Source organism: Limnoraphis robusta CS-951, from assembly GCF_000972705.2.
On sequence record NZ_LATL02000131.1, the window covers coordinates 1 to 24,152 of the forward strand.

A 24,152-nucleotide genomic window follows, 5' to 3' on the forward strand; every position below is an offset into this window, starting at 1 on the left:
TTCCTAACCTACTCTTTGAGGGGTGAGTCTCCCCAGTCGTTCATCCCATTTCAGAGATAGTTTCGGTATGCCCTACCGTACTTGAGAAAAAAATGCTTTGTTCTCTGTACTTGGTGCTTTAAGGTTTTATATGGCCAAAGCATTTCTTGCAAGAACCCCATACCTTAAGTTTTCAAGGTTAATTGCATCGATTAGATGCTGGGTTTTTCAACTGGTTGAATACCCTGCCAGTAGAGTTATTATAGCATTAGAAAGAGCCTTATATCCCCATACCTGAAGGTAGGGGCGTGTGCGGCAATTTTTGGTAACCCGGAAACGGTAGGATGAGATAAAACGACATCACAGCGATGAGGATCTCGTCCAATGCGAATCCTACCGGGATATTTACTGGGTTGTTCCTCTTTAAACGTTTGGATGTGCAGTTGATTGGCTTCTATCCATTTTAAGGTGAGTTCGTTCACAGGACTTTCTAAATTTAATAAAGTTTACTCAATTAAAAATACTTAATACAATAGGTCGATCAATCCTCTGGTTTGACGAGGGTTTGACCTGATATTTGCTTCTGTTGATTCTGTTTCAATTCTATCCATAGGATTCGTTAAATGCCAAGACGTTATTCAGGGTTTAAGCCAAATCCCCGATTTCCCAAAAGTTCTCAGGTATTTTAACCGATCACCCCAACTTGCCCTTTTTTTGATAAACTAACGAATAAAATCAGTTAACTAAAGTTTAAATGAATAAATTATTGGTAACAGGCGCAAGCGGTTTTCTCGGTTGGAATATTTGTCAGGTGGCTGCCTCTCAATGGGAAGTTTACGGGACTTACCGTTCAAAATCGGTAACAATTCCGGGTGTCAAAACCCTTCAACTTGACTTAACAGACTTTGACGCTTTAAAATCTATCATTGAGGAAATAAAACCTACCGCTATTATTCACACTGCCGCCCAATCTAAACCCAATTATTGCCAACTTCATCCCGAGGAAACTTATCCGATTAATGTGAGGGCATCGGTGAATCTTGCCGGATTATCTGCTGATTATTCTATTGCTTGTGCGTTCACTTCAACGGACTTAGTTTTTGACGGTTTAAACCCGCCTTACAAAGAAACAGATCCCGTTTCTCCGATTAGTGTTTATGGTGAACAAAAAGTAGAAGCAGAACAAGGTATATTAGAACGGAATCCTCAAATTGCTGTTTGTCGAATGCCGTTAATGTTTGGAAAAGCTTCACCCCATGCGGGAAGTTTTATTCAGGGATTTATTCAGACGTTAAAAGCAGACAAAGAACTGCAACTGTTTACCGACGAATATCGAACCTCTGTGAGTGGAACGACTGCTGCAAAAGGATTATTATTAGCCGTTGAAAAATCAACAGGAATCTTACATCTAGGCGGAAAAGAGAGACTGTCTCGTTATGATTTTGGGCGAGTCCTAGCAGAAGTTCAAGAACTTCCCGTTGAAAAGATTAAACCCTGTTTACAACAAGATGTACAAATGCCTGCTTCTCGTCCGCCTGATGTATCTCTCGATAGTTCTAAAGCCTTTGAATTAGGCTATAAACCCTTATCGATTCGGGAAGAATTAGAAGCTTTAAAAGGTGAAGTTTAACGTTGGCTGAGACTCGATAAATACTGTTTTAATTCAGAAGTCCGTTGAGCAGTAACTCGTGTTAAACAGTTGGTTAATAACAGCCCTTCTGCGCTTCCTCCTAGAGCTTCACTGGCTTCATAACTACAGCTTTTATCTCGAAACTGAATCCAAGACCGTTGAGCAGAAATCAAGCGTTGTTTGCGTTGACTTTGATTGCTGAGATTCGTCATCAACTTTTGGTAAACTTGATTCAGTTCTTTATCAATTTTAGCATATTTATCTTGGGCGCATTTTCTCATTTCGATTGTCGAGCCATCTTCGCGACATTGCACCGCTTGAGCAATTTGAACAGGTTCAGCTAAACTGCTCGACATCAAAGTAGAAAATCCCGAGAGGGTAATCATTACACTAAGGGAAACTGTGGTTAATGTTTTTAACATATTTTTCTGTTTAACCTGGTTATTCAAAGGTGTAGAAGTAGTATTGCCTTACTCAAAATTACTCAATATTGAAATTTCAATCCGGGAAATTATTGTTAAAAATTTGAGTTAGATTGTTTGTTATAGCAGAAATCAGGAGACAGGAGACAGGAGACAGAATTGAAACCTTTATCATAAAAGGATTTGACAGAAAAACAGTGTCCTAATCAACTCTTTCTCTGCTATAGATTAAAAACCCGATTTCTATTGAGAAACCGGGTGTTTGGGATCTATCCCAACGGCACTATAAATTTTGACAGAACCCGCCTCTACGCTGGGTTTATGTGAGTTATTTGTGGGAAAATCTAAATAAGGTCGGAACCCGCCCCTACTATCCCGATACAACATTAGAAGCGATCGCATCAGGAAGTTCTTTTTCAACCCGACGCAGACGAGGCGTGCGATAAGCAACAATAGAAGCCCCAATATTCACCATACCGAGTAGAATCAACAACAGGGCAATTCCACGTCCTGGCCCAACACCAATCATTTTCCCAACACTATCAGCAAGTAAACCATTTTCAGCCATCATCGGTTCAAATAAACGATCCACTAACGGCCCAATTGTTAATTGAGTTGAAATCATCGCAGAACGTTCAATCAAGCTTTGGAGAGCAAAAATCCGTCCTTGCAAATTAATCGGGATTTTACATTGCCAAATCGTTTGACTAGAACTAATAATAATCGGTTGAGCAAATAAGTAACCAAAACCGCCAATCGCAGCAACCACTATAGACGCCTTAAAGCCACCTAAACACAGACACAAACCCTGCAAGCCAACAAACACTAAAATCCCGTAAACTCGCCGTCCGAGTCGTCCTCCCCAAGCACTGACAGCAATACTGCCAAACAGCATTCCACAGCCACTAATTGAAAGGACAATTCCGAGTTCTGAACTTGAACCGAAACTCAAAACCAACGGCCAGAATACCACCTGAACCACGCCTTCGGTGAGATAAATGACGCCTGTAAATAGAATTAACCGATATAAACCGGGTCTTTCGGCGACATAATTCCAACCGGAAGTAACCTCATCCCAAACTAAAGCCAGAGAAGCCGTTTTTTCAGCAACACTTTGAACGGAAGTTTTAACCCGAGTTTCAATTGAAGCTTGTACATCGGGGAAATGCACCGCTAACAGGCTAATAATTGAAACGCTGAAGGTGCAGAAGTTCAGCAACAAGACACCCCGAATACCAATGCTTTGAACTAAAAATCCGGCAATGGTTGGGCCAAGAATCCGCGCCACCGCACGGGAAATTTGTACCATCCCATTCGCCCGACTGAGGTTTTGCTTCGGTACCAGTTGGGCGATCGCTGCCGTATATGCAGGCCATTGAAACCCGGTACAAAATGAACCTAACGAAACGGCAATATAGATATGCCAAACCTCAAGCTGATTTGAGGTAGCCAGGACTATCAGAATAACCGCCATGACGCTTTTCGAGAAGTCACTGGCAAGCATTATCCATTTTCGGTTCCAGCGATCTACCAACACTCCAGCAAAGGCTGAAACCATCAAGTTGGGTAGGTGCATGAACACAATAGTCATGGCAAATTGGGTGATGGAACCTGTCTGTTGGTAGACCCATACACCCAGGGCAAAATCTGTAATATAGGTTCCCAAGACGGAAACAACTTGCCCCAACCAGATAATAAAAAATGTCTGCATAGGCTTTGCGATCGGTTGTGTCTGCTACAGATGAACTTAAGAAAAATTGACCCGCAATTTACAAGGGTTGTCAATGATTGTTGTTCATTGTGCCATTGACAATTGTCTAGAGTGAAAAAACACCCTATTGTCTTTTGATTGTGTTGCTGTCGTTTTCGCTAAAAGCGGGAATATTCCCGGAAACTTCTCAATATTGTTTGAAAGTTTACAGTTTGGGGGTGCAGATTCTGAAACTGTCACATACTCAGCACTTCTAGGGTTAAGTGATTGTTAGATTACTCTAATTTACTTCAGATTTGTGCAACGGTTATTCAGCAAAAATCCACTGCTCACCCCCTTAATGCTATTTTAGATCCTAAGTCTATGAAGTTTGATTAATTTTCAGATGAGATGCAGTCGGCTGAGTTGGCTTTTTCAGCGTGATTTGAGCCTCCCAAATCCCTACTAAATTCTTCACGGTTTCATCCCAACTGTAATCTGCAACACAGCGCAAACCCTTTAAACCCATTTTTTTTCGCAACTCTCCATTCTCAATTAACAGCTTTAATTTTTGGGCAAAATCTTCACCGTCTTGAGGGGTATATAAGCATCCATTTTCACCGTCTTGGATATTTTCAACGACACCTCCCGCACGGGGCGCGATCACTGGAATTCCGGCTGCAAAGGCTTCTAAGACGGTTAACCCTCGGGTTTCTTTTTCCGAAGCAGTGACGTGTACATCACTATTAGCTAGTAATGCAGGAACATCTGAGGGCGACACTCGACCCAACAACTGGACACTTGGAATTAATAAACTTAATTCTTGTTCAATCTGCGATCGCATTGGTCCGTCCCCGACAATTAAAACAGCAAATTGATCCGGATCTACCATTTTAACTAATCGTTCAAACGTTCTCAAGGTAAACGCCCAACCCTTATCGGGAGTGAGACGCCCTAAGAAAATTAACTTCACTTTGCGATCAATATCTGTCAGTCCATAATGCTGTTCAAAAAACCTCTCTTGACGCAAATTAGGGTTAAACTGACTCGCATCAAACCCCAATAAATTCGCATATTTAAGATTTTTAATCCCCATTTTTAGCAACTTTTCTGCCGTAATTTTGCTGGAAACCAAAGTCAGATCATAAGCATTATAAATCTTGGCAAAAATTCGACTGACAATCCCTTGAATCATCGGAATTAGAACAGGCGGTGCGGGCAAAAAATCCTCAGCATATTCAATAAAATTCGTTCTAAAAAAACTTACACAAGGAATCCCAACCTTTTTAGCATAGTGAATTCCCGCCAGACGAAAGAAACCAAAAAATAAACGTTCCGGTTCATCAACATGAATCACATCCGGTTGAAAGTTCTCCAACTCTCGAACCACTGTCGGATAAGATTTCCAACTGACATTTCGTTCAAAATCAACTCCAAACATCGGCGTACTTTCTAACCCGATAACCCGCACACCCGGAAGAATATCACCGACATAATCCCGCCAATTCGGATAAAGATTCGCCAGAGGACTATAATCGGGATAACACACTAAAACTTCATGTCCCCATTGACTCAGCTTTTGAACTCGATACAGTCCACTAACGCTGACGCCATCTAAAACCGGGGGGAAACCCGAGGTAAGAATTGCAATTTTCATGGATTCATGTACATATTTTTCAAATCCGAGATTTATTTGACTCTAATTGGATATATCACAGAGATGGCATCGCTTATGCAATGATTCCCATTTAGGTTGGCTTGAGGAACAAATAAATCTTCGGTGGATGTCGGGTTTGAGACTTCACAGACAAGCGATCGCACTCAATAATCACCGCTTTTCAACAGTAGGTTGGGTTGAGGTAACGAAACCCAACACATACAAGATCATCAGGGGTAACGAAACCCAACACATACAAGATCATCAGGGGTAACGAAACCCAACACATACAAGATCATCAGGGGTAACGAATTTCATTCTTCAACCCAACCTACAGGAGATCATCCCAGAAATTTGAAAAATTATCGGGAATGTGCGTTAATTTAACAGAAAACCTATAATCAAAGTCGGTTTAACGGTACGGGAAAACGGACTTGAGGAAAAAATCTAGTACGGATGGTCTACCACAGTCGATGAATTACGATTTAACGCTCGTTAGCCTGCTGCGGGAGAGGGCGCAACGCTTACCCAACCAAATAGCTTATACCTTTTTACCCGATGGTGAAACGGAGTCTGGATCTCTCACCTACGCACAACTCGATCAACTTGCCCAAGCGATCGCCTCTCATCTTCAGTCTATCGGAAAACCCGGTTCACGAGCGCTCGTTATTTATCCCTACACCGATGGACTTGAATTTATTGCCGCGTTTTTTGGCTGTCTCTATGCAGGGTTTGTCGCTGTCACCAATAACCCCCCTCATTCCGCGAAAGATTTAGCGAAAATCTATCATCGCCTTCAGTCTTCTGAGTCTATTGTGATCTTAACGACTCAAGGGCTATTATCCCATCTCAAACAGCAAAGCCGCCAATACCCAGAATTTCAACATCTTTTTAATCAGTTTCCCTGTATTGCTACCGATATTTTACCCCAGTCTCCCGCTTCTGACTGGATAGAACCCCAACTCACTCCCGATGACTTAGCCTTCTTGCAATATACCTCCGGTTCAACGGGAACCCCCAAAGGTGTGATGGTAACGCATCGCCACGTGATGCACAATTCCGCTTTAATTTATCAAGGGTTTGAACATTCTTCCCAAAGTCGCGGCGTGATGTGGTTGCCATTATTCCATGATATGGGATTAATTGGCGGTGTAATTCAACCGCTTTATGGCGGATTTCCGGTAACATTGATGTCGCCTGTTTCGTTAATTCAAAAGCCCATTAACTGGTTAAATGCGATTTCTCGGTATCAAGCCACAACAAGCGGGGGGCCGAATTTTGCCTATGATTTATTGTGTCGTCAAATTCAACCCGAACAGTTAGAAACCCTAGATTTAAGTCATTGGGAAGTTGCTTTTTCTGGGGCTGAACCTGTTCGCGCCCATACGATAGAACAATTCTCTCAAATTTTTGCAGATTGTGGTTTTCGTCGAGAAGCGTTTTATCCTTGTTATGGAATGGCGGAAACGACGTTATTTATTACGGGAGGACGCAGAAGTGAACCGCCGATTATTAAATATATCGAAGCGAAAGAATTAGAAGAAAATCGCGTTATCGAAGTGACTCCAGAACATCCTAATTCTCGCCCGATTGTTGGCTGTGGTCAACCCAATTTAGGCGATGAAGTGATCATTGTAAATCCTCAAACGTTGACGGCTTGTAGTCAGGCTGAAGTGGGTGAAATTTGGGTAAAAGGGTCGGGAATTGGTTTAGGATATTGGAACCAACCGGAAGAAACGGAACAGATGTTTAGAGGGTTTTTGGGCGAAAAAGGGCCGTTTTTACGGACGGGAGATTTAGGATTTTTGCAAGAGGGGGAACTTTTTATTACGGGTCGCATCAAAGAAATGATGATTCTTTGGGGTCGAAATCGTTATCCCCAAGACCTGGAACAAACGGCAGAAAATAGTCATCCGGCGTTAAGAAAAGGCTGTGGGGCGGCCTTTTCTATTGAGGTGAATGAAGAAGAATGTCTGGTGATAGCCTATGAAGTGGAACGGCGTTATTTAAAGTCGTTGAATGTTGAAGAAATTGTAACGGCAATTCGTCAAGCGATCGCAGAACAGCATACTGTAGAAGTTTATGGGATTGTGTTATTAAAAACCGCGAGTCTTCCTAAAACAAGCAGTGGTAAAATTCAACGTCGCACCTGTCGTCAGCAATTTTTAAATGGAGAGTTGGCGGTTGTCGGTGAATGGATGCAAAACGCTGAAGAAAGTAGTTTGCAGGATTTAGCAAATCGCATTTAATTTTAGGGTGTATCATCTCGTTTTTAATATAGGAAACCTTAAGGATTTCTCATAATAAATCTGTAAAAATGATGTTTGAATTTAGATATTTTTTGACTGTATAAATTTATAAAAAATCACACAAGATATACAGGATAGTGTTATGATTTATAAGTCATTATTAGAACAAGGAAAATTTTCAGGATGAACCCCAGCTCAAACGAAATCAGTCAAGAGTCAGAACCCTCCAAATTTTGGCAAAAAAATAGAAAAAGAGTGATGGAGTTTTTGATTCTTAAAGTGGGAGCAAATTTACTCTGGACTATTGAAAAACTCATTCCTAAATATTCTTTAATTGGTAGTAATCCTTTTTTTGAACGAGAACAGTTTGACTGGGTTCCTGAACTAGAAGCACAATGGGAAGCAATTCGTGAAGAAATGTATGAAGTCTTGAAATATCGGGATGAATTACCCTGTTTCCACGAAATTTTACCCTATCAGAATGCACAAATTAGTGCTGATAACGATTGGAGAACCTATTTTCTATTTGGCTATGGAAATAAGATAGAAAAAAACTGTGATCGTTGTCCAGAAACCATAGCGGCTTTAGAAAAAGTTCCCGGTTTAAAAACAGCATTCTTTTCGATCTTTTTACCCGGAAAACATCTTCCTGATCATCGGGGACCCTACAAAGGATTAACCCGGTGTTTGTTGGGGTTGAAAGTTCCAGAACCCAAAGAACTTTGTCGCATCCGAGTGGATAATGAAGTGCGCCACTGGGAAGAAGGAAAATGTATGTTATTTGATGATTCTTTTCGCCACGAAGCTTGGAATGAAACCAATGAAACTCGTGTCGTTTTATTTATTGATTTTGTTAGACCCTTACGTTTTCCGTTGAATATTATCAATCAACTGTTAATTCAGGCGATTGCAATTTCTCCCTTAATTAAAGATGCTAAAGTCAATCAACAATACTGGGATAAACGATTAGAAGAAGTGTTTACTCAGAAAGCCAAAGAGGAAGAACAAGATCAACAAGTTTTATCCTCAAAATAGACTCAGATTTGTTTGTATCAAAGGACTGACAGATTAACCTAGTTTCTCAAAGAGACTGGGTTTTTTAGTCAACCTATTGAAATATAATACAACAAAAGTTTATAGCAGTTCAACACAAAAGCAAATCTTCGTGTCTTTGTATCTTTGTGGTTTTTCCTCTTTATCTCATAATTGTTATGAGTTTAATTAAAGACTGAGGACATTCAAACATATCTCAAAACCCTGACTTTACCGGATCAATAAAGCCTGATGCACAAATGACTCAGTAAATATATTAAATTTTTATTAAAACTAATTTACCTAAACTAAAAACCTATGATAATATTTTATTGGTGTGATTACAACAATTCAATCATGGAACCCTAACTTAATTAGTGTGAGGAGACGTAAGGTTAATGAAGAAAATCTCTTTATCTCTCTTAAAAGAGAGGCTCAGATGGCTCGTTATACACGGTATTGGCGCGAATCTGCTTTGGAAGTTTGAGAATATCATTCCGCGATATTCTTTAATTGGTAATAAACCCTTCTTTGAACGGGAACAATTTAACTGGGTGCCTCAACTCGAAGCCAATTGGGAAATCATTCGGAAAGAACTCGATGAAATCTTACAATATCGAGATCACTTACCGAATTTTCAAGATATTTCACCCGATCAAATTTACCGAACCAGTACAGATGATATGTGGAAAACGTATTTTCTGTATGGTTATGGAATGAAAGCAGAGAACAATTGTAAACTCTGCCCGGAAACAGCCCGAATATTAGAACAAATTCCGGGTGTAAAAACCGCTTTTTTTTCAATTTTACTTCCTAGTAAACATATTCCCGAACATCGTGGCACTTACAAAGGGTTTATTCGGTGCTTATTGGGGTTAAAAATTCCTGAACCTAGAGAAAAATGTCGCATTCGAGTTGAAAATGAGGTGCGTCATTGGGAAGAAGGAAAGTGCATGATTTTTGATGATGCTTTTCCCCATGAAGCTTGGAATGAAACGGATGAGATGCGGGTAGTTTTATTTATTGATTTTGTTCGACCTTTAGGTTTCCCGATGAATCTTGTTAATCAGTTAGTCATCAATATTATTGCGATGACTCCCTTTGTTCAAGATGCCAACCGCAATCAAAAATATTGGGATGAACGCTTAGAACAAGTTATGTCTCAGAAAGCTAAACGAAAGCAACCTGAGAAAGTTTTGACTTCTAAATAGGTTCAACCTTTCCCTAACCCTCTCCTCTCGACCTCTCCCTAACCCTCTCCTACAAGGCGAGGGAACCAAATAGTCTTCTCTCAACCCCCTTTTTTAAGGGGGGCTAGGGGGGATTTGAGAGGTTGGTGGGGGTTAAATGTTAATTTTTAACGGCAAGATTTTGATCGCTCTTTTCAGAAGAATAAAACTGACTCGCCCAACGCACACTCGGTTTAATCGGCCCATCTTCTTCAAACAGAATCGGATGAGTTGGGGAAATCCTGTGTTCTAAAATATCAATATCTTGCTTAAACGTCATTTCTACATCTTGCTTAACAAAAGCGGCGAGTATTAAGTTAAGAGGAGGGGGAAGAACCTTTTTAACACAAGAAAAAATCTGAACATCTAAATACTCTTCATCAATGGGAGTTCCCGTAAAAATCGTAAATAATCCAAACTGAATTAATCCTTTTGTCCAATAATAACTAACATCATATCCCGGCCCGTAATAAGTCGTTGTCACCGAACCATTGGCTTCTCCGACTAATTTACCGACTAACATAGCTGAGAGATTATACTTTTGAGTAATCCGATGGGTTAAAGTCGGGCCGTCAATTTCAACGCCATCACTAATGGCATCATCAAACGTTTGGCGGTGTAAACTGGAGAGATGAGAAACATCAACACTATTTTCTAAGTATTGAATCAGGTCAGTTTTCACTTTCCAACGCTGAACTGAACGCAAAGGAGTCCAATCTTTAGAATAGCATTCAGGAACTTTCGGAATTTCCCAACTGGGTTGTTGAGCTTGAGGGTGATAATACATGAAAATCAAACCATTCAATTCTCGCACGGGCCAGCTTTGAATTTGAGTTTGGGGAGATTTATTCGTGTAGGGAATTTTGACACAATCCCCCTGACAATTCCATTGCCAACCGTGAAACGGACAGCGAATGGTGTCTCCCTCAACCGTCCCCCCGTACCCCAGATGAGCGCCCAAATGGGGACAATGGGCGTCGAGTAAATGGGGAGTACCACCTTCAGCCCGGAATAAGACAAAATCCCGACCAAAGTAGTGTAACGGTAATACCCCCTTGGGGGGAAGTTCATCACTGGTGGCGATGCGAAACCAACTATTGGGGAAAACAGAAGAAAAATGGCTTGAGTTCATTGGAGTTGTGAGTTGAATAGCCCTATGGTATCTAGAATTTTGCACCAAAAAGCTGAGATTGGCAGTCAAGGGGTAAAAGAACGCTATCGATAAATTACAGCATTTTGATAGAGAATGTTTCCATCGGTTTGGACAACAATTCCGCCTAGAATAGAAGATGGCGGCAGAGCAGCGCCCAGAATGGATAGACAACTGATCTATAATGCTGACGACGGTCGAGAAACTCTGTATCCTTAATAATTAATCAAATTACGGCTTCTGAATGAATGGTTCAGATCATCCTGAAATTAACACCCTTGTTGACCTCCTGCGTCACCGAGCCAGCCAACAGCCTGAGCAAATCGCCTACAGATTTTTGGTAGACGGTGAAACTCTCGAAGTTAGTCTAACTTATCAAGCTCTAGATCGACAGTCTAAGGCGATTGCCGCTCATTTACAATCAATCTGTCAACCCGGAGAACGGGCGTTGCTGCTGTACCAACCGGGTTTAGATTACATTAGTGCCTTTTTTGGCTGTTTATATGCAGGAGTGGTCGCGGTTCCCGCTTATCCGCCTCGACCCAACCGTTCCCTTGATCGTATTGAGGCCATCTTAGCCGATGCCGAAGCAACTGTTGCTCTAACTTGCCAGCCAATTTTATCTTTAATGCGGCGACAGTTCGACCAAGTTCCGCAGCTTCAAACTCTGCATTGGATCGCTACAGATACCCTGGCTGAAACTCTAGCTATGGACTGGCAAGAGCCTGTTTTAACCCGTGACACGATCGCTTTTTTGCAATATACCTCGGGTTCGACAGCCGCGCCAAAAGGGGTAATGATCGCTCATGGGAACTTATTACACAATTTATCAGCTATTCATCACTGTTTTGCCCATTCTCCCCAGAGTCAGGGAGTGATTTGGCTGCCTCCCTATCACGACATGGGTTTAATTGGGGGGGTATTGCAGCCGCTTTATGGGGGGTTTCCGGTGGTGTTGATGTCGCCGTTAATGTTTTTACAACGTCCCCTGCGGTGGCTAGAAGCGATTTCTCGTTATCGGGCAACAACCAGTGGCGGCCCGAATTTTGCCTATGATTTGTGTGTGCGAAAGATTCCCCAAGGGCAGCGAGAACATCTAGATTTAAGCAGTTGGGAATTAGCGTTTAATGGGGCTGAACCGATTTACTATGAAGTGATCGAACGCTTTACTGAGGCGTTTGCACCCAAGGGGTTTCGACGAGAGGCGTTTTATCCTTGTTATGGTCTTGCCGAAGCGACTTTAATTGTCAGTGGTGGAGAAAAAACGGCTCAACCTGTTTTCAAAAGCGTTCAAGCCAAAGCCTTAGAACAAAATCAGGTGATTTATGATTTTGTTACACCCGACAACCGTCGAACGGTGGTGGGCTGCGGTCAAAGCCTGAGTGATCAAAAAATTGTGATTGTTGATCCTCAGACGTTAGAGGTGTGTGGGGACAATCAAGTGGGTGAAATTTGGGTATTAGGGCCAAGTATTGCTCAAGGATATTGGGGGAAAGTAGAAGAAACTCAACAAATCTTTAAGGGTGATCTTGCAGGTTCCCCAGATGGGCCGTTTTTACGAACGGGAGATTTAGGGTTTTTAGCCAATGGTGAATTATTTGTCACTGGACGACTTAAAGATGTAATTATCATTAACGGTCGCAATTATTATCCCCAAGATATTGAACGCACAGTGGAACAAAGTCATCCCCTCATACGACCCAACTGTTCAGCGAGCTTTTCAGTGGAGGTAGACGGAGAAGAACGCCTGGTGATTCTGGCTGAAGTCGAACGCCACTATCGAGAAGGTTCTGGGGTACAAACCCACTCGGGTAATGGGACAGCACAATCATCAAAAGTCAAAGCGGTGTGCCAGTCGATCCGACGTGCTGTGTCACAACACCATGATTTACAGGTGTATGACACGGTGTTGCTCAAAGTCGGCGGAATTCCTAAGACTTCCAGTGGTAAAATTCAACGCCATATCTGTCGATCTCGTTTTCTGGATCAGACCCTCAACCGGATTGAGGATTAAGCTGAAAAGTCTTGGTGTGAAGTTATTTTGACAAGAGGGGGAATTTTGTCCGGAAGAGGACGCCTTCAGACCGAAAACATAGGCTATCTCTATTTTGCGTCTATGGGAAATCTAGAGATTTTTCAGTCGATCTTTCTACTTTTATGGGTCTCATGGCAAAATAACCATCATGTCTTGCCCAAATCGAACATTAGAATTGAGAACGGATCAATATTGGGGAGACACAGGGCAAATTTCCCAGGGCTACCCCCTAAACTGGAGTGATGCTAAATTTTTAGCGTGATAGAGGAGTGAATCATGCAACTGTTAAACGAGTCTTTGAATGGAAAAACGGCTCCAGAGCCAACTGGGATGAAGCTCAATCCGCAATCTCCTGTGGACTCCCCTGCATTATCTCAGGATGCTCAGGCAATTCAAGTATGGTTGATCGCTCAACTGGCCGAGCGACTGGGACTTGAAATCGACGAAATTGATCTCAATGAGGATTTTGCCAATTATGGTCTGAACTCCATCGAGGCGGTTAACCTGTCTGGAGATTTGGAAAATATTCTGGGGCGAAGGCTGCCCCCCACCATTCTTTGGGACTATCCCAATATTGCAACATTATCAGAATATTTGGCTGAGGACACTTCACGCGATGCCAGCATTAAACCTCAGAGAAACCCCATTCCGCCCGAAAAAGCTGAGGAACTGTTAGAACGACTGGATCAAATGTCCGATCAAGAGGTGGATGACCTGTTAAATTCGATGCTGTCAGAAGAGGAAAGTCATTAATGACCAACACATCACAAGGAATTGCCCATCTTAGCCCCACCGAAAAGCGATCACTGTTGGCCGAGTTACTGCGTCAGAAGGCAAAATTAGCAACGCCTCCCGAAATCCCTCTAGAATACTACCGTTTTGAACATTATCCGGAGTATCGCAAGCTCAAGCAGCAACAGCAGGAAATTGCCGCCCTGGGGATTAATAATCCGTTCTTCACCCCCCAAGAAGCCTTAAACAGCAATACGACGATTGTCGCGGGCCGAGAACTGATCAACTATGCTACCTACAATTACATCGGAATGTCCGGTGATCCGATTGTGTCCCAAGCCGCTAAAGATGCCATTGATCACTACGGGACTTCGGTATCTGCCAGTCGCTTGGTTTCGGGGGAAAAACCCCTACATCGCCAGCTTGAACGGGCAATTGCTGATTTTATTGGGGCTGAAGATAGTGTTGTGTTTGTTGGGGGTCATGCTACCAATGTTACAACAGTGGGTCATTTATTCGGACAAAATGATCTGATTGTCCATGATTGTCTGAGTCACAATAGTCTGTTGCAAGGCTGTTTGCTCTCAGGGGCAACGGCCGTTGCTTTTCCTCATAATGACTGGGAAGCGGTGGATCGGGTTCTCCAAGAACGTCGTCATCGTTACAAGCGGGTTTTGATTATCGTTGAGGGGGTTTACAGTACAGATGGTGATATCCCCTATCTCCCCGCATTTATTGAGATTAAAAAGCGTTATAAGGCCTTCCTCATGGTTGATGAGGCTCACTCAATTGGGGTTTTGGGGGCCAACGGTCGCGGCATTCGAGAATATTTCGATGTGGATGCGGCGGATGTGGATTTGTGGATGGGAACCCTCAGCAAGTCTTTTGCCAGTTGTGGCGGCTATATTGCTGGGGGTCAAGCTGTGGTTGAATATCTCAAGTATACCGCGCCCGGTTTTGTGTTTAGCGTGGGAATTTCTCCCCCAAATGCCGCTTCGGTGTTGGCCGCGATTCAGGTGTTGAAAGCTGAACCTCAACGAGTCACCCGACTGCATGAGCGATCTAAGTTGTTCTTGGAGTTGGCGAAACAAAAGGGCCTCAACACCGGAACCAGTCTGGATTCTCCCGTGATTCCGATTATTGTCGGTGATTCCCTCAAATCCGTGCAACTGTCCCAAAATTTGTTTAAACGCGGGATTAATGTACCGTTTATGATTTATCCCTCTGTTCCTCATAATGGCGCTCGTCTACGCTTTTTCATTACCTGCAATCACACCGAGGAGCAAATTCGCTCGACGGTTGAGATTCTTGCAGAAGAAGTCGAGAAAATGCACTAGGGAGGCATGAGAAAATAGGGGTTAGTAATTCTTGATGAAAAGCTAACCTCTTCCCAGTCAATTCTGAGAATTCCTGTTATGCTTTATAAGCAGGTCTTTGTCATTCATTTAGAGGGATTTGTCCAATTTTGTAGCCTAAACTCAATAGTTCTTCACTCTCAAGATTTTCAGGTGATCTCATCATACCTGTTATTGTGCGTTATAAAGAGTTTTGGCGTTAACTGTTCATTACAACACGAAGTAGATTCATCATGCGAGCTTTACTTTTATATCCTCTTTTTCCACCCAGTTTTTGGTCATTTGAAAGAACATTAGCTTTGATTAAACGCAAAGCATTATTACCCCCTTTGGGGTTAATTACAGTTGCAGCGATTTTACCTCAAGATTGGGAATTTAAACTCGTTGACCGGAATGTTCGAGACGTAACAGAAGCCGAATGGGACTGGGCAGAAATTGTCATTCTGTCGGCGATGATTGTTCAAAAAGAGGACTTGATTGATCAAATTAAAGAAGCGAAACGGCGCGGTAAACCTGTGGCAGTTGGTGGCCCTTATTCGACTTCTTTACCCCACGAAGTTCAAGAAGCAGGTGCAGATTACTTGGTTTTAGACGAAGGCGAAATCACCTTACCGATGTTTGTAGAAGCCTTAGAACGAGGGGAAAAAACTGGGGTTTTTACTGCCAATGGTGAAAAAGCAGATATTACTAAAACGCCCATCCCTCGCTTTGATCTCCTCGAAAGAGAGGTCTATGAAACGATCGCCATTCAGTATTCTCGCGGTTGTCCTTTTCAATGCGAATTTTGCGATATTATTGTCCTCTATGGTCGCAAACCGCGCACAAAAACACCTGCTCAACTGATTGCTGAACTCGACCGTCTCAAAGAATTAGGCTTCCGACGGGCTGTTTTCTTAGTTGATGATAATTTTATCGGCAACAAACGGAATGTTAAGTTGTTGTTGAAAGATTTGAAGGTTTGGCAGCATGAAAATGACTATCCCTTCCGATTCTTTACAGAAGCTTCGATTGATTTAGCCAACGATCAGGAATTAATGGAGTTGATGGTTGAGGCGAATTTCTACTCTGTCTTTATGGGGATTGAAACACCCGATGAAGCGAGTTTAACCCTCACCAAAAAGTTTCAAAATACTCGCGACTCTCTCAGTGAATCTGTTGAGAAAATTTCCCGAACAGGCTTGGACGTGATGGCTGGGTTTATTATTGGTTTTGATCAGGAAAAAAGCGGAGCAGGTGAGCGGATTGTTCAGTTTGTAGAGAAAACTGGAATTCCGATGGCAATGTTTAGTATGTTGCAAGCGCTCCCAAATACTGCTTTATGGCATCGTTTAGAAAAGGAGGGACGGCTACTGAATGCCAGTGGAAATGTTAACCAAACCACGTTAATGAACTTTGTTCCCACTCGTCCGATTGAAGAAATTGCCCGTGAATATGTGGAGGGTTTCTGGTATCTTTATGACCCTCAAACCTATTTAGATCGGGTTCATCGTTACTTCCTTAAAGTTGGTAAACCGCGAAATCCTGTTACTCGCCGTAAGTTAACGGATTGGGTTACATTAAGAGCGTTATTAACTATATGTTTCCGTCAAGGTGTTCTTCGGAAAACTCGTTGGACGTTTTGGATTTATTTGGTGGATATTCTCAGGAAGAATCCTGCACTTTTTGACCGCTATATTTCTCTTTGTGGTCATTTAGAACATTTCCATGTCTATCGCAAAATTGTTCGCGATCAAATTGAATTACAATTGGCTGAATATTTGAAGGAAAAAGCAGCAATGGAAGCTCAAGAAGCTAAAGAAGCTAAAGAAGCTAAAGAAAAACAAGTTCAAGAAATTGTTGCTTAGTTTCGTTTATTAGTAAAGGAAAAACACAAAGACACGAAGACACGAAGAGAGATTTTCTTGATGGCTTTGTGTCTTTGTTGTGAGTTTCTTAAGTCAAAAAATGTTTGATAGGATGAATTATTGTTTAACTCCTTGAACATTTAACCGTATTCGATAAAGACTGCTACTAGCGGTAATATAAAGGGTTTTGTAGTCCGTATCTCCCCAAGCTAAATTAGCGGCTGTTTCTGGCGTTTCTATGATGCCTAATTTCTCCCCAGAGGGTGAGAAGACCCAGACACCACCTGGCCCGGTACTATACACATTTCCTTGACTATCTACTTTCATCCCATCAGGAACTCCTTTTTTTTCGGGGTGTTTTTGAGTGGCAAAAATCCGTCCGTTGGTTAAGGTTCCATCGGCTTTAACGTCAAATACCCGAATATGACTTTCCTGGGAATCATTAATATAAAGTTTCGTTTCATCGGGTGAAAATGCAATCCCATTCGGACGAACAAAATCATCAATTAGTAATGTTAATTCTCCATCCGGTGAAATCCGATAAACGCCATAAAATCCTAATTCTTCTTGGTCTGATTTGATGCCATAGGGCGGGTCTGTAAAATAAATACTCCCATTTGATTTTACCACTAAATCGTTTGGACTGTTCAGTTTTTTGTTTTGATATTCACTCACTAAAGTGACAATTTCACCGTCTTTTTCGGTGCGAGAAACACGACGGTTTGAATGTTCAGCCGTGATTAAACGGGTTTGTAAATCTAATGTATTTCCGTTAGCATTTCCTGATGGTTGACGAAACACTTTCACAGGTTCGTTGGGTTTCCATTGATAAATTGTATTTTCAGGAATATCACTAAATAATAGAAAACCCTCGGGATGCCAAATTGGGCCTTCTACAAATCGGAAACCGTCTGCTATTTTTTCTAAGGTTGAATTGGCATCTAAAATTTTGGGAATTTTACTAGATGTTTGTGCTTGAGTTAAGGTGGGTTTCTGGGCGCGAATATTTTCGGTTAATACTGAGGTTGATGATAAGATTAAACTGACCACGAAGACAGGAAGACACAAAGGTTTTATGATTTTTATTCTGTTTCTAAAAGTTGGCAGTTTCATTGTTTGTGCTATAAACTTTAGAAATCGAGTTAGAATTTGAGAGTAATCGGTAATTTTCCCGCAGTTTCGGGTTTAACTTGACCGATAATACTACTCTCAATATATCCTAAACCTTTGAGGTGATTTAAGCAAGAGTTGGCTAGTTCGAGGGGAACAGAGGCGAGTAAACCGCCGGAAGTTTGGGGATCAAATAATAAGGGATAAAGGGGGTGTTGACTGGCTTGTTGTTGATTTTGAATGCTTTTGGAGAAATGATGATTTTCAGGATAGAGTGAACTAAAAATACGCTGTTGGCTGGTTTCTTTCGCCCCGTTTAAAATCGGAATAGCGTCTAAATTGAGTTGGACAGCAACATCTGAAGCTTGAATCATTTCGAGTAAATGTCCAATTAATCCAAATCCGGTAATATCAGTACAAGCGGTGATTTGATGCTGTTTAAAACAGTCTGCGGCTTGTTGGTTTGAGAGTAACATAGACTCAATTGCAGTTTCTATCCAACGTCCTTTTGCTTTGAGTTGCATATCCGCAGCAAATAAGGTTCCGGTGCCAATGGCTTTGGTTAAAATTAATGCTTGGTTGGGTTTCATTCCGCTTTTTCTGAGTAGTTTATCCGCCTCAGCAAACCCATTACAGGTTAAACCCAACGCTAATTCTTCGCCTTCGGTTGTGTGTCCACCAATTAACAAAGCGGAAGCCGAATTTAAGACTTCTTTGACTCCTGATAATAAATGAAAAAGTGTTTCTTCTTGTTTGGTTGAAATGGCGTAGGGAAGCGTCACAATTGCTAATGCACTTTGAGGCGTCGCCCCCATTGCAAATAAATCGCTTAAACAATGATTAGCTGTTATTTTTCCAAAGATAAACGGATCATCTAATAAGGCGCGAAAATAGTCAACGGTTTGCACCATTACCTGTTCGGGTGGGACTCGAATTACGGCTGCATCTTCTGCGTCTTTAAGTCCGATTATAACATCTTCTCGCGTTTCAGATTGAATTCTATTTAAGACATTTTCTAAAACTGAACGTCCCACTTTTGAACCACAACCCGAACACCGCATTTTTGGAGTTTTAACTTGAATTTTTTCGGGTTTATCAGGTTTATCTGACATCGGTTCTAGGTTTGTGAATTGATTCATAAATTTGCGATCAATATGATCTTTCCACTGCCATAATAAAGGATACGGCCCTAAACCGATTAGACCGCGAGAGGCGATAGCTTGTTCATTCCCCGTCCCAATTAAAATCAGAAATTGTTTTTGCGGAATAAACGGTTTGAGAGGTTTTTCTAATAACGCCCGTCGTAAATTTTCAAACAACGGTTGACCTTGACGGACTGCAAAAACTCCGGCTTTTGGACGGGGATGATTAACCATTGTCGCCACATCTCCCGCCGCGAAAATATGAGGATGAGAAAGCGATCGCAATGTATCATCAACTTGAATAAATCCGTTTTCATCTGTTGCAAGTCCCGCTTCTTTTAACCAAGGTGCAGCCGAAGCTTGTGTCACCCAAAACAAGCGATCACAGGTGACTTTTAATCCCGATTCACAACTGATTATTTTCTCCTCTCCTGCCGCTTCTACTTGATTTACCGTTTGTTCTAAATGCAGGTTAACCCCTAGACTTATGAGGATTTTTTCAACCTGTTTACCCACCCATTGACTGCGTTCCGGTAAGAGTTTTGCACCCCGTTGAAAGAGATGCAATTCGAGTTGATTTTTGAGGTTTTTAGTGTTAGAATAAATTTTAGACAAACATCCATCAATAGAAAACATTAATTCAACTCCACCCGCACCCCCGCCAACAACGGCAATTCGCATTTTTTGATTGGGGTTTTCAAGGGCTGTATTTTTAACCGTGTTCCAATAATCAATAAATTTAGAAATCGGTTTAACTGGAATGGCGTTTTCAGCGATACCGGGAACGGATAAAGTCGCGGGTTTACTACCAATATCAATCGATAAAATATCAAAGGAAATGGGCGGATGATTTTGACAAATTACCTGATTATTTTCTAAGTCTAAACCTATCGCCCGATCTAAGATCATTCTAGCTTGAGAAAATTGAGTTAACGGACGTAAATCAATATGACATTCATCAAAATTATATAAACCTGCCACATATCCCGGTAACATTCCTGAATAGGGGGTATGAGACACATCTGTAATCAGAGTTAAACGCACTCCAGCGATAGGGTTCATACCGAATTTTTTCAGGACAATGGCATGGCTATGTCCGCCGCCAATCAAAACTAAATCTTTGAGAATGACTGTTGAGGATTTCATCGTTAATTGTTGAGATTTACAGCAATTCGTTTCATAACTTTTAAGACTTGATAGAGTTCATTTTCCGGTAAACCATAAATAGAAAAATCGGTTGATAGACTATATTCAGCATCAGGTTGTTTGATCAGTTTGAGAAAGAGAAAATGATCTCCATTCGTGACTAAACCAAAGATAGGCTGTTCCGAGTTGGGATTTCCCATCATATAAGCTAAAATTTGAGGAAGGGCAACAGAGAAAGAAAAACGAGTTTGTTTGGATTCAATGATACCTAACCAAAATTGATTTTTGAGAACTAATACATCAATTCTACCTCGATAGATGTTATTATTATCTGCGGCTGTTACTTCAACAGTCTTCTCAGCTTGAATTTTAAATGGTGGATCACAAAAACCTGCTAAATAAAGAAGCGGAGAAATAACAATCAAGTTAACCGTTGCTTCAGTCAGTGAACCTTCTGAACTATTATACAGATAACTATTTTGAACTCGATCTAGGGAATTTTCTTCAGCAGGTGTGAGTGAGGGAAGCTGATCATACCATTCAGGAAAAAACAGCAAATCTTTATTTTGGCGAAGATTCAACCGAGTTTCGACTTCAGCGAGGCAGGTAAAAACTTCTGTAATGGTTTGAATTTGAGTCATCAGATTTACAATTCCAACGCTGAACCTAACTGACTTAAGTTTAAAACATGACCGCCCATAATAAGATAGACTGGATTTGCGATCATGCCAATTTTTCGAGTCAACATTCCTAAGCGATCGCGAAAAGTTCTGCCGATGGGATAAGCGGGAACAACACCCCATCCCGTTTCTTCTGCGACAAAAATAATCTCTCCTGACGTTTGTGTTAAAGTAGTAATTAAATCTTCTAAAACATCTTGCCAAACCTCATCGTCTTGTTCTAATATATTGGCAAGCCAAGTTCCTAAAGAATCGACTAAAATACAGGTATCAGGTTGAGAAATCTGTTGCAATGTTGGGGCTAATTCAACGGGAACTTCCAGAGTGTTCCATTCAGGCGGACGACGGATTTTATGTTTCTGAACGCGACTTTGCCATTCGGTATCTGTAGAATTGAGTTGAGAAGTCGCAATATAAATAACAGATAAACCGGAATTTTTGGCTAACGTTTCCGCCCATTCACTTTTACCCGAACGTGCAGGGCCAGTGACTAGAATTAATCGAGATAAAGGTGTAGATTGTTTAATCATAGAAGTAAAAACTGCTCACTGTAAGTTTACCAGGGATTTTAATCCCTGTCTGAAAACCAAAGTCCTCGCACATAGGACTAGATTTAATAGGAGTTTAGGAGGCAAGTATTTTCTTCTGCCTATTGCCTATTGCAAGATTGCCCATAACAATTGACGGCAAATACACCTCAAATATACGGTTTGCCACAATGCGAGATAAAATTCCAGTGCCTACAGTAGTAAATACAGAATCACTTGAAAACGCAAGCCTATTGAGTTTGACGATTCGGGTAGAGGTTCGGTAAACCCACCTTCATAAAAAGGACTAACCGCCCACAGTATAGAAATATGCAATCTATCTTAAAAACTGTATTCAAGCCGGACTCACGACTCAATCGAACCCGTAGGTTTGACGTGCAGTATTCTGTGGCCCAAAACAACAGGGCGGTAACAGTATCAGATTCTATGTAGTCATTGGAGATAAATAACCCTTATGGGAAAAGTAGTTGGAATTGATCTCGGAACCACAAACTCTTGTGTCGCTGTAATGGAAGGGGGTAAACCTACTGTCATCGCTAATGCCGAAGGTTTACGCACGACTCCCTCTGTTGTAGCTTATGCAAAAAACGGCGACCAACTGGTTGGACAAATCGCCAAACGTCAAGCCGTAATGAACCCGGAAAACACCTTCTATTCGGTGAAGCGGTTTATCGGACGTCGAAACGATGAAGTCGCCAACGAAACCACAGAAGTTTCCTACAAAGTGCTACGCGATAGCAACGGAAACGTTAAACTCGATTGTCCTGCCCGCAACAAACAGTTTGCCCCCGAAGAAATTTCTGCACAAATTCTTCGTAAACTGGTTGAAGATGCCAGTAAATATCTCGGTGAACAGGTTAAAGAAGCAGTTATTACCGTTCCGGCCTATTTTAACGACTCTCAACGTCAAGCCACCAAAGACGCGGGTAAAATTGCGGGTATTGAAGTTAAGCGGATTATCAACGAACCGACTGCTGCATCTTTAGCCTATGGTTTAGACAAGAAAAGCAACGAAACCATCTTAGTCTTTGACCTTGGCGGTGGTACGTTTGACGTTTCCATCTTAGAAGTTGGCGATGGCGTGTTTGAAGTATTAGCCACCTCTGGAGACACTCATTTAGGTGGGGATGACTTCGATAAGAAAATCGTAGACTATTTAGCTGAACAGTTCATGCGGGATGAAGGAATTGACCTCCGCAAAGACAAGCAAGCCCTGCAACGCTTAACAGAAGCCGCAGAAAAAGCGAAAAAAGAACTGTCTAGCCTGACTCAAACGGACATTAACCTGCCCTTCATTACCGCAACCCCTGAAGGCCCCAAACACCTCGATACCATGTTAACCCGAGGTAAATTTGAGGAAATTTGCGCCGACTTAATTGATCGTTGTCGCATTCCCGTTGAGAATTCTGTTCGTGACGCGAAGTTGAACAAATCCGACATTGACGAAATCGTATTAGTGGGCGGTTCAACTCGGATTCCGGCGATTCAAGAATTGGTCAAACGGGTACTGGGTAAAGACCCCAACCAATCCGTTAACCCGGATGAAGTGGTTGCTGTGGGCGCTGCTATTCAAGCTGGGGTACTCGCAGGCGAAGTCAAAGATATTCTGTTGCTGGACGTTTCGCCCTTGTCTCTGGGTGTGGAAACCCTCGGTGGCGTCATGACTAAGATTATTCCTCGTAACACCACTATCCCCACCAAGAAGTCTGAAGTCTTCTCGACGGCGGTTGACGGCCAAACTAACGTTGAAATCCATGTTCTCCAAGGGGAACGGGAAATGTCCAACGACAACAAGAGTTTGGGAACCTTCCGTTTAGATGGAATTCCGCCCGCGCCGCGTGGTGTGCCTCAAATTGAGGTAACATTTGATATCGACGCTAACGGTATTCTCAACGTTACCGCCAAAGATAAGGGAACAGGTAAAGAACAGTCGATTAGTATTACAGGCGCCTCGACTTTACCCGATAACGAAGTTGAACGGATGGTGCGTGAAGCCGAACAAAATGCGTCTACCGACAGAGAACGTCGCGAAAAAATTGACCGCAAAAACCAAGCTGACTCTTTAGCTTATCAAGCCGAGAAACAAATCAGCGAACTCGGTGATAAAGTTCCCGCCGATGAGAAAACCAAAATAGAAGCGCTGATTAAGGACTTGCGAGAAGCAATTTCTCAAGATGACGATGAGAAAATCAAGACCTTAACCACTGATTTACAACAGGCGCTTTATACTGTCAGCAGCAACTTGTATCAACAAGCAGGCGGTGCAGAAGCAGCAGGTGCAAATCCCGATAATGGAGATTCGGCATCATCTAGTAGCAGTAGTTCCTCTGATGATGTGATTGACGCGGACTTCACCGAAACTAAATAAACCTTCAATCTCTTAACCGTAGGGTGTGTTTGGCTTCGCCTAACGCACCTTTTTTTTCTATCAATTACTTTCCTCTCATACCCAAAAACCCCGGTTGATTAATTATATTGTGGGGGCGGGGCGGGTTTTTTAAATTTAGTAATGGGTGTCAGAG

General features: G+C 42.0%; 18 protein-coding genes and 1 pseudogene. 9 read left to right on the forward strand and 10 right to left on the reverse strand.

The window, feature by feature from the left end; translation table 11 throughout:
- Positions 1 to 239: 239 nt before the first annotated feature.
- On the reverse strand, positions 240 to 461 hold the full coding sequence (locus WN50_RS32150) for an FHA domain-containing protein (RefSeq protein WP_200906258.1): 222 nt from the start codon (positions 459 to 461) through the stop codon (positions 240 to 242).
- A 272-nt stretch (positions 462 to 733) separates the two neighbouring features.
- On the opposite strand from WN50_RS32150, the gene WN50_RS11560 reads away from it, so the two are divergent.
- Positions 734 to 1,609 carry an SDR family oxidoreductase gene (locus WN50_RS11560; RefSeq protein WP_046281623.1) on the forward strand — a complete coding sequence of 292 codons (876 nt, stop codon included), beginning with the start codon at positions 734 to 736 and terminating at the stop codon, positions 1,607 to 1,609.
- On the opposite strand, the gene WN50_RS11565 is transcribed toward WN50_RS11560, so the two are convergent.
- The 3 genes from WN50_RS11565 to WN50_RS11575 form a co-directional block, all read right to left on the reverse strand.
- Entirely contained in the window at positions 1,606 to 2,031 is a 426-nt protein-coding gene (locus WN50_RS11565) for a lysozyme inhibitor LprI family protein (protein ID WP_046281622.1), read from the reverse strand. The two genes, WN50_RS11560 and WN50_RS11565, sit on opposite strands and share 4 nt — an antisense overlap.
- A 370-nt stretch (positions 2,032 to 2,401) precedes the next feature.
- On the reverse strand, positions 2,402 to 3,742 hold the full coding sequence (locus tag WN50_RS11570) for an MFS transporter (protein ID WP_046280272.1): 1,341 nt from the start codon (positions 3,740 to 3,742) through the stop codon (positions 2,402 to 2,404).
- Between the two features lie 361 nt (positions 3,743 to 4,103).
- Positions 4,104 to 5,378 (reverse strand): glycosyltransferase, encoded by a 1,275-nt coding sequence (locus WN50_RS11575; RefSeq protein WP_046280273.1) that lies wholly within the window; start codon positions 5,376 to 5,378, stop codon positions 4,104 to 4,106.
- Positions 5,379 to 5,851: 473 nt separating this feature from the next.
- On the opposite strand from WN50_RS11575, the gene WN50_RS11580 reads away from it, so the two are divergent.
- The 3 genes from WN50_RS11580 (at position 5,852) to WN50_RS11590 (ending at position 9,870) form a co-directional block, all read left to right on the forward strand.
- Positions 5,852 to 7,627 (forward strand): fatty acyl-AMP ligase, encoded by a 1,776-nt coding sequence (locus tag WN50_RS11580; RefSeq protein WP_046280274.1) that lies wholly within the window; start codon positions 5,852 to 5,854, stop codon positions 7,625 to 7,627.
- A 183-nt stretch (positions 7,628 to 7,810) separates the two neighbouring features.
- Positions 7,811 to 8,662, forward strand: a complete 852-nt coding sequence (locus tag WN50_RS11585) for an aspartyl/asparaginyl beta-hydroxylase domain-containing protein (protein ID WP_082172420.1) — start codon at positions 7,811 to 7,813, stop codon at positions 8,660 to 8,662.
- A gap of 395 nt (positions 8,663 to 9,057) precedes the next feature.
- Positions 9,058 to 9,870 carry an aspartyl/asparaginyl beta-hydroxylase domain-containing protein gene (locus WN50_RS11590; RefSeq protein ID WP_046279761.1) on the forward strand — a complete coding sequence of 271 codons (813 nt, stop codon included), beginning with the start codon at positions 9,058 to 9,060 and terminating at the stop codon, positions 9,868 to 9,870.
- Between the two features lie 139 nt (positions 9,871 to 10,009).
- Here WN50_RS11590 and WN50_RS11595 read toward each other — a convergent pair whose 3' ends face one another.
- Complete coding sequence (locus WN50_RS11595) at positions 10,010 to 11,020, reverse strand: Rieske 2Fe-2S domain-containing protein (RefSeq protein ID WP_046279760.1); 1,011 nt, start codon at positions 11,018 to 11,020, stop codon at positions 10,010 to 10,012.
- Positions 11,021 to 11,282: 262 nt separating this feature from the next.
- Here WN50_RS11595 and WN50_RS11600 point away from each other — a divergent pair, with 262 nt between their 5' ends.
- The 4 genes from WN50_RS11600 to WN50_RS11615 all read left to right on the forward strand — a co-directional run bounded on the left by WN50_RS11600 (position 11,283) and on the right by WN50_RS11615 (position 17,004).
- Complete coding sequence (locus WN50_RS11600) at positions 11,283 to 13,052, forward strand: fatty acyl-AMP ligase (protein ID WP_046279759.1); 1,770 nt, start codon at positions 11,283 to 11,285, stop codon at positions 13,050 to 13,052.
- Positions 13,053 to 13,349: 297 nt separating this feature from the next.
- Positions 13,350 to 13,826 (forward strand): acyl carrier protein, encoded by a 477-nt coding sequence (locus WN50_RS11605; RefSeq protein ID WP_046279758.1) that lies wholly within the window; start codon positions 13,350 to 13,352, stop codon positions 13,824 to 13,826.
- Positions 13,826 to 15,142, forward strand: a complete 1,317-nt coding sequence (locus WN50_RS11610) for an aminotransferase class I/II-fold pyridoxal phosphate-dependent enzyme (protein ID WP_046279757.1) — start codon at positions 13,826 to 13,828, stop codon at positions 15,140 to 15,142. The genes WN50_RS11605 and WN50_RS11610 overlap by 1 nt, the downstream gene beginning before the upstream one ends.
- A 251-nt stretch (positions 15,143 to 15,393) precedes the next feature.
- A complete protein-coding gene (locus tag WN50_RS11615) occupies positions 15,394 to 17,004 on the forward strand; it encodes a B12-binding domain-containing radical SAM protein (RefSeq protein ID WP_046279756.1) in 1,611 nt (536 codons plus the stop codon).
- Positions 17,005 to 17,121: 117 nt separating this feature from the next.
- On the opposite strand, the gene WN50_RS11620 is transcribed toward WN50_RS11615, so the two are convergent.
- From WN50_RS11620 to cobU, 5 genes and pseudogenes are all read right to left on the reverse strand, one after another.
- Positions 17,122 to 18,117 carry an SMP-30/gluconolactonase/LRE family protein gene (locus WN50_RS11620; RefSeq protein WP_072075549.1) on the reverse strand — a complete coding sequence of 332 codons (996 nt, stop codon included), beginning with the start codon at positions 18,115 to 18,117 and terminating at the stop codon, positions 17,122 to 17,124.
- 29 nt (positions 18,118 to 18,146) lie between these two features.
- On the reverse strand, positions 18,147 to 19,253 hold the full coding sequence (selD, locus tag WN50_RS37510; protein WP_425354799.1) for a selenide, water dikinase SelD: 1,107 nt from the start codon (positions 19,251 to 19,253) through the stop codon (positions 18,147 to 18,149).
- Positions 19,233 to 20,402 (reverse strand): annotated as a pseudogene (locus WN50_RS37515) (FAD-dependent oxidoreductase); the annotation flags it as partial. The gene selD and the pseudogene WN50_RS37515, both read right to left, overlap by 21 nt.
- 2 nt (positions 20,403 to 20,404) lie before the next feature.
- Positions 20,405 to 21,043 carry a type I restriction endonuclease gene (locus WN50_RS11630; RefSeq protein WP_046279754.1) on the reverse strand — a complete coding sequence of 213 codons (639 nt, stop codon included), beginning with the start codon at positions 21,041 to 21,043 and terminating at the stop codon, positions 20,405 to 20,407.
- A gap of 5 nt (positions 21,044 to 21,048) precedes the next feature.
- Entirely contained in the window at positions 21,049 to 21,612 is a 564-nt protein-coding gene (gene cobU, locus WN50_RS11635; RefSeq protein WP_046279753.1) for a bifunctional adenosylcobinamide kinase/adenosylcobinamide-phosphate guanylyltransferase, read from the reverse strand.
- A gap of 472 nt (positions 21,613 to 22,084) precedes the next feature.
- Here cobU and dnaK point away from each other — a divergent pair, with 472 nt between their 5' ends.
- Positions 22,085 to 23,998, forward strand: coding sequence for a molecular chaperone DnaK (gene dnaK, locus WN50_RS11640; protein WP_046279752.1), 1,914 nt, complete (start codon positions 22,085 to 22,087; stop codon positions 23,996 to 23,998).
- Positions 23,999 to 24,152 lie beyond the last annotated feature (154 nt).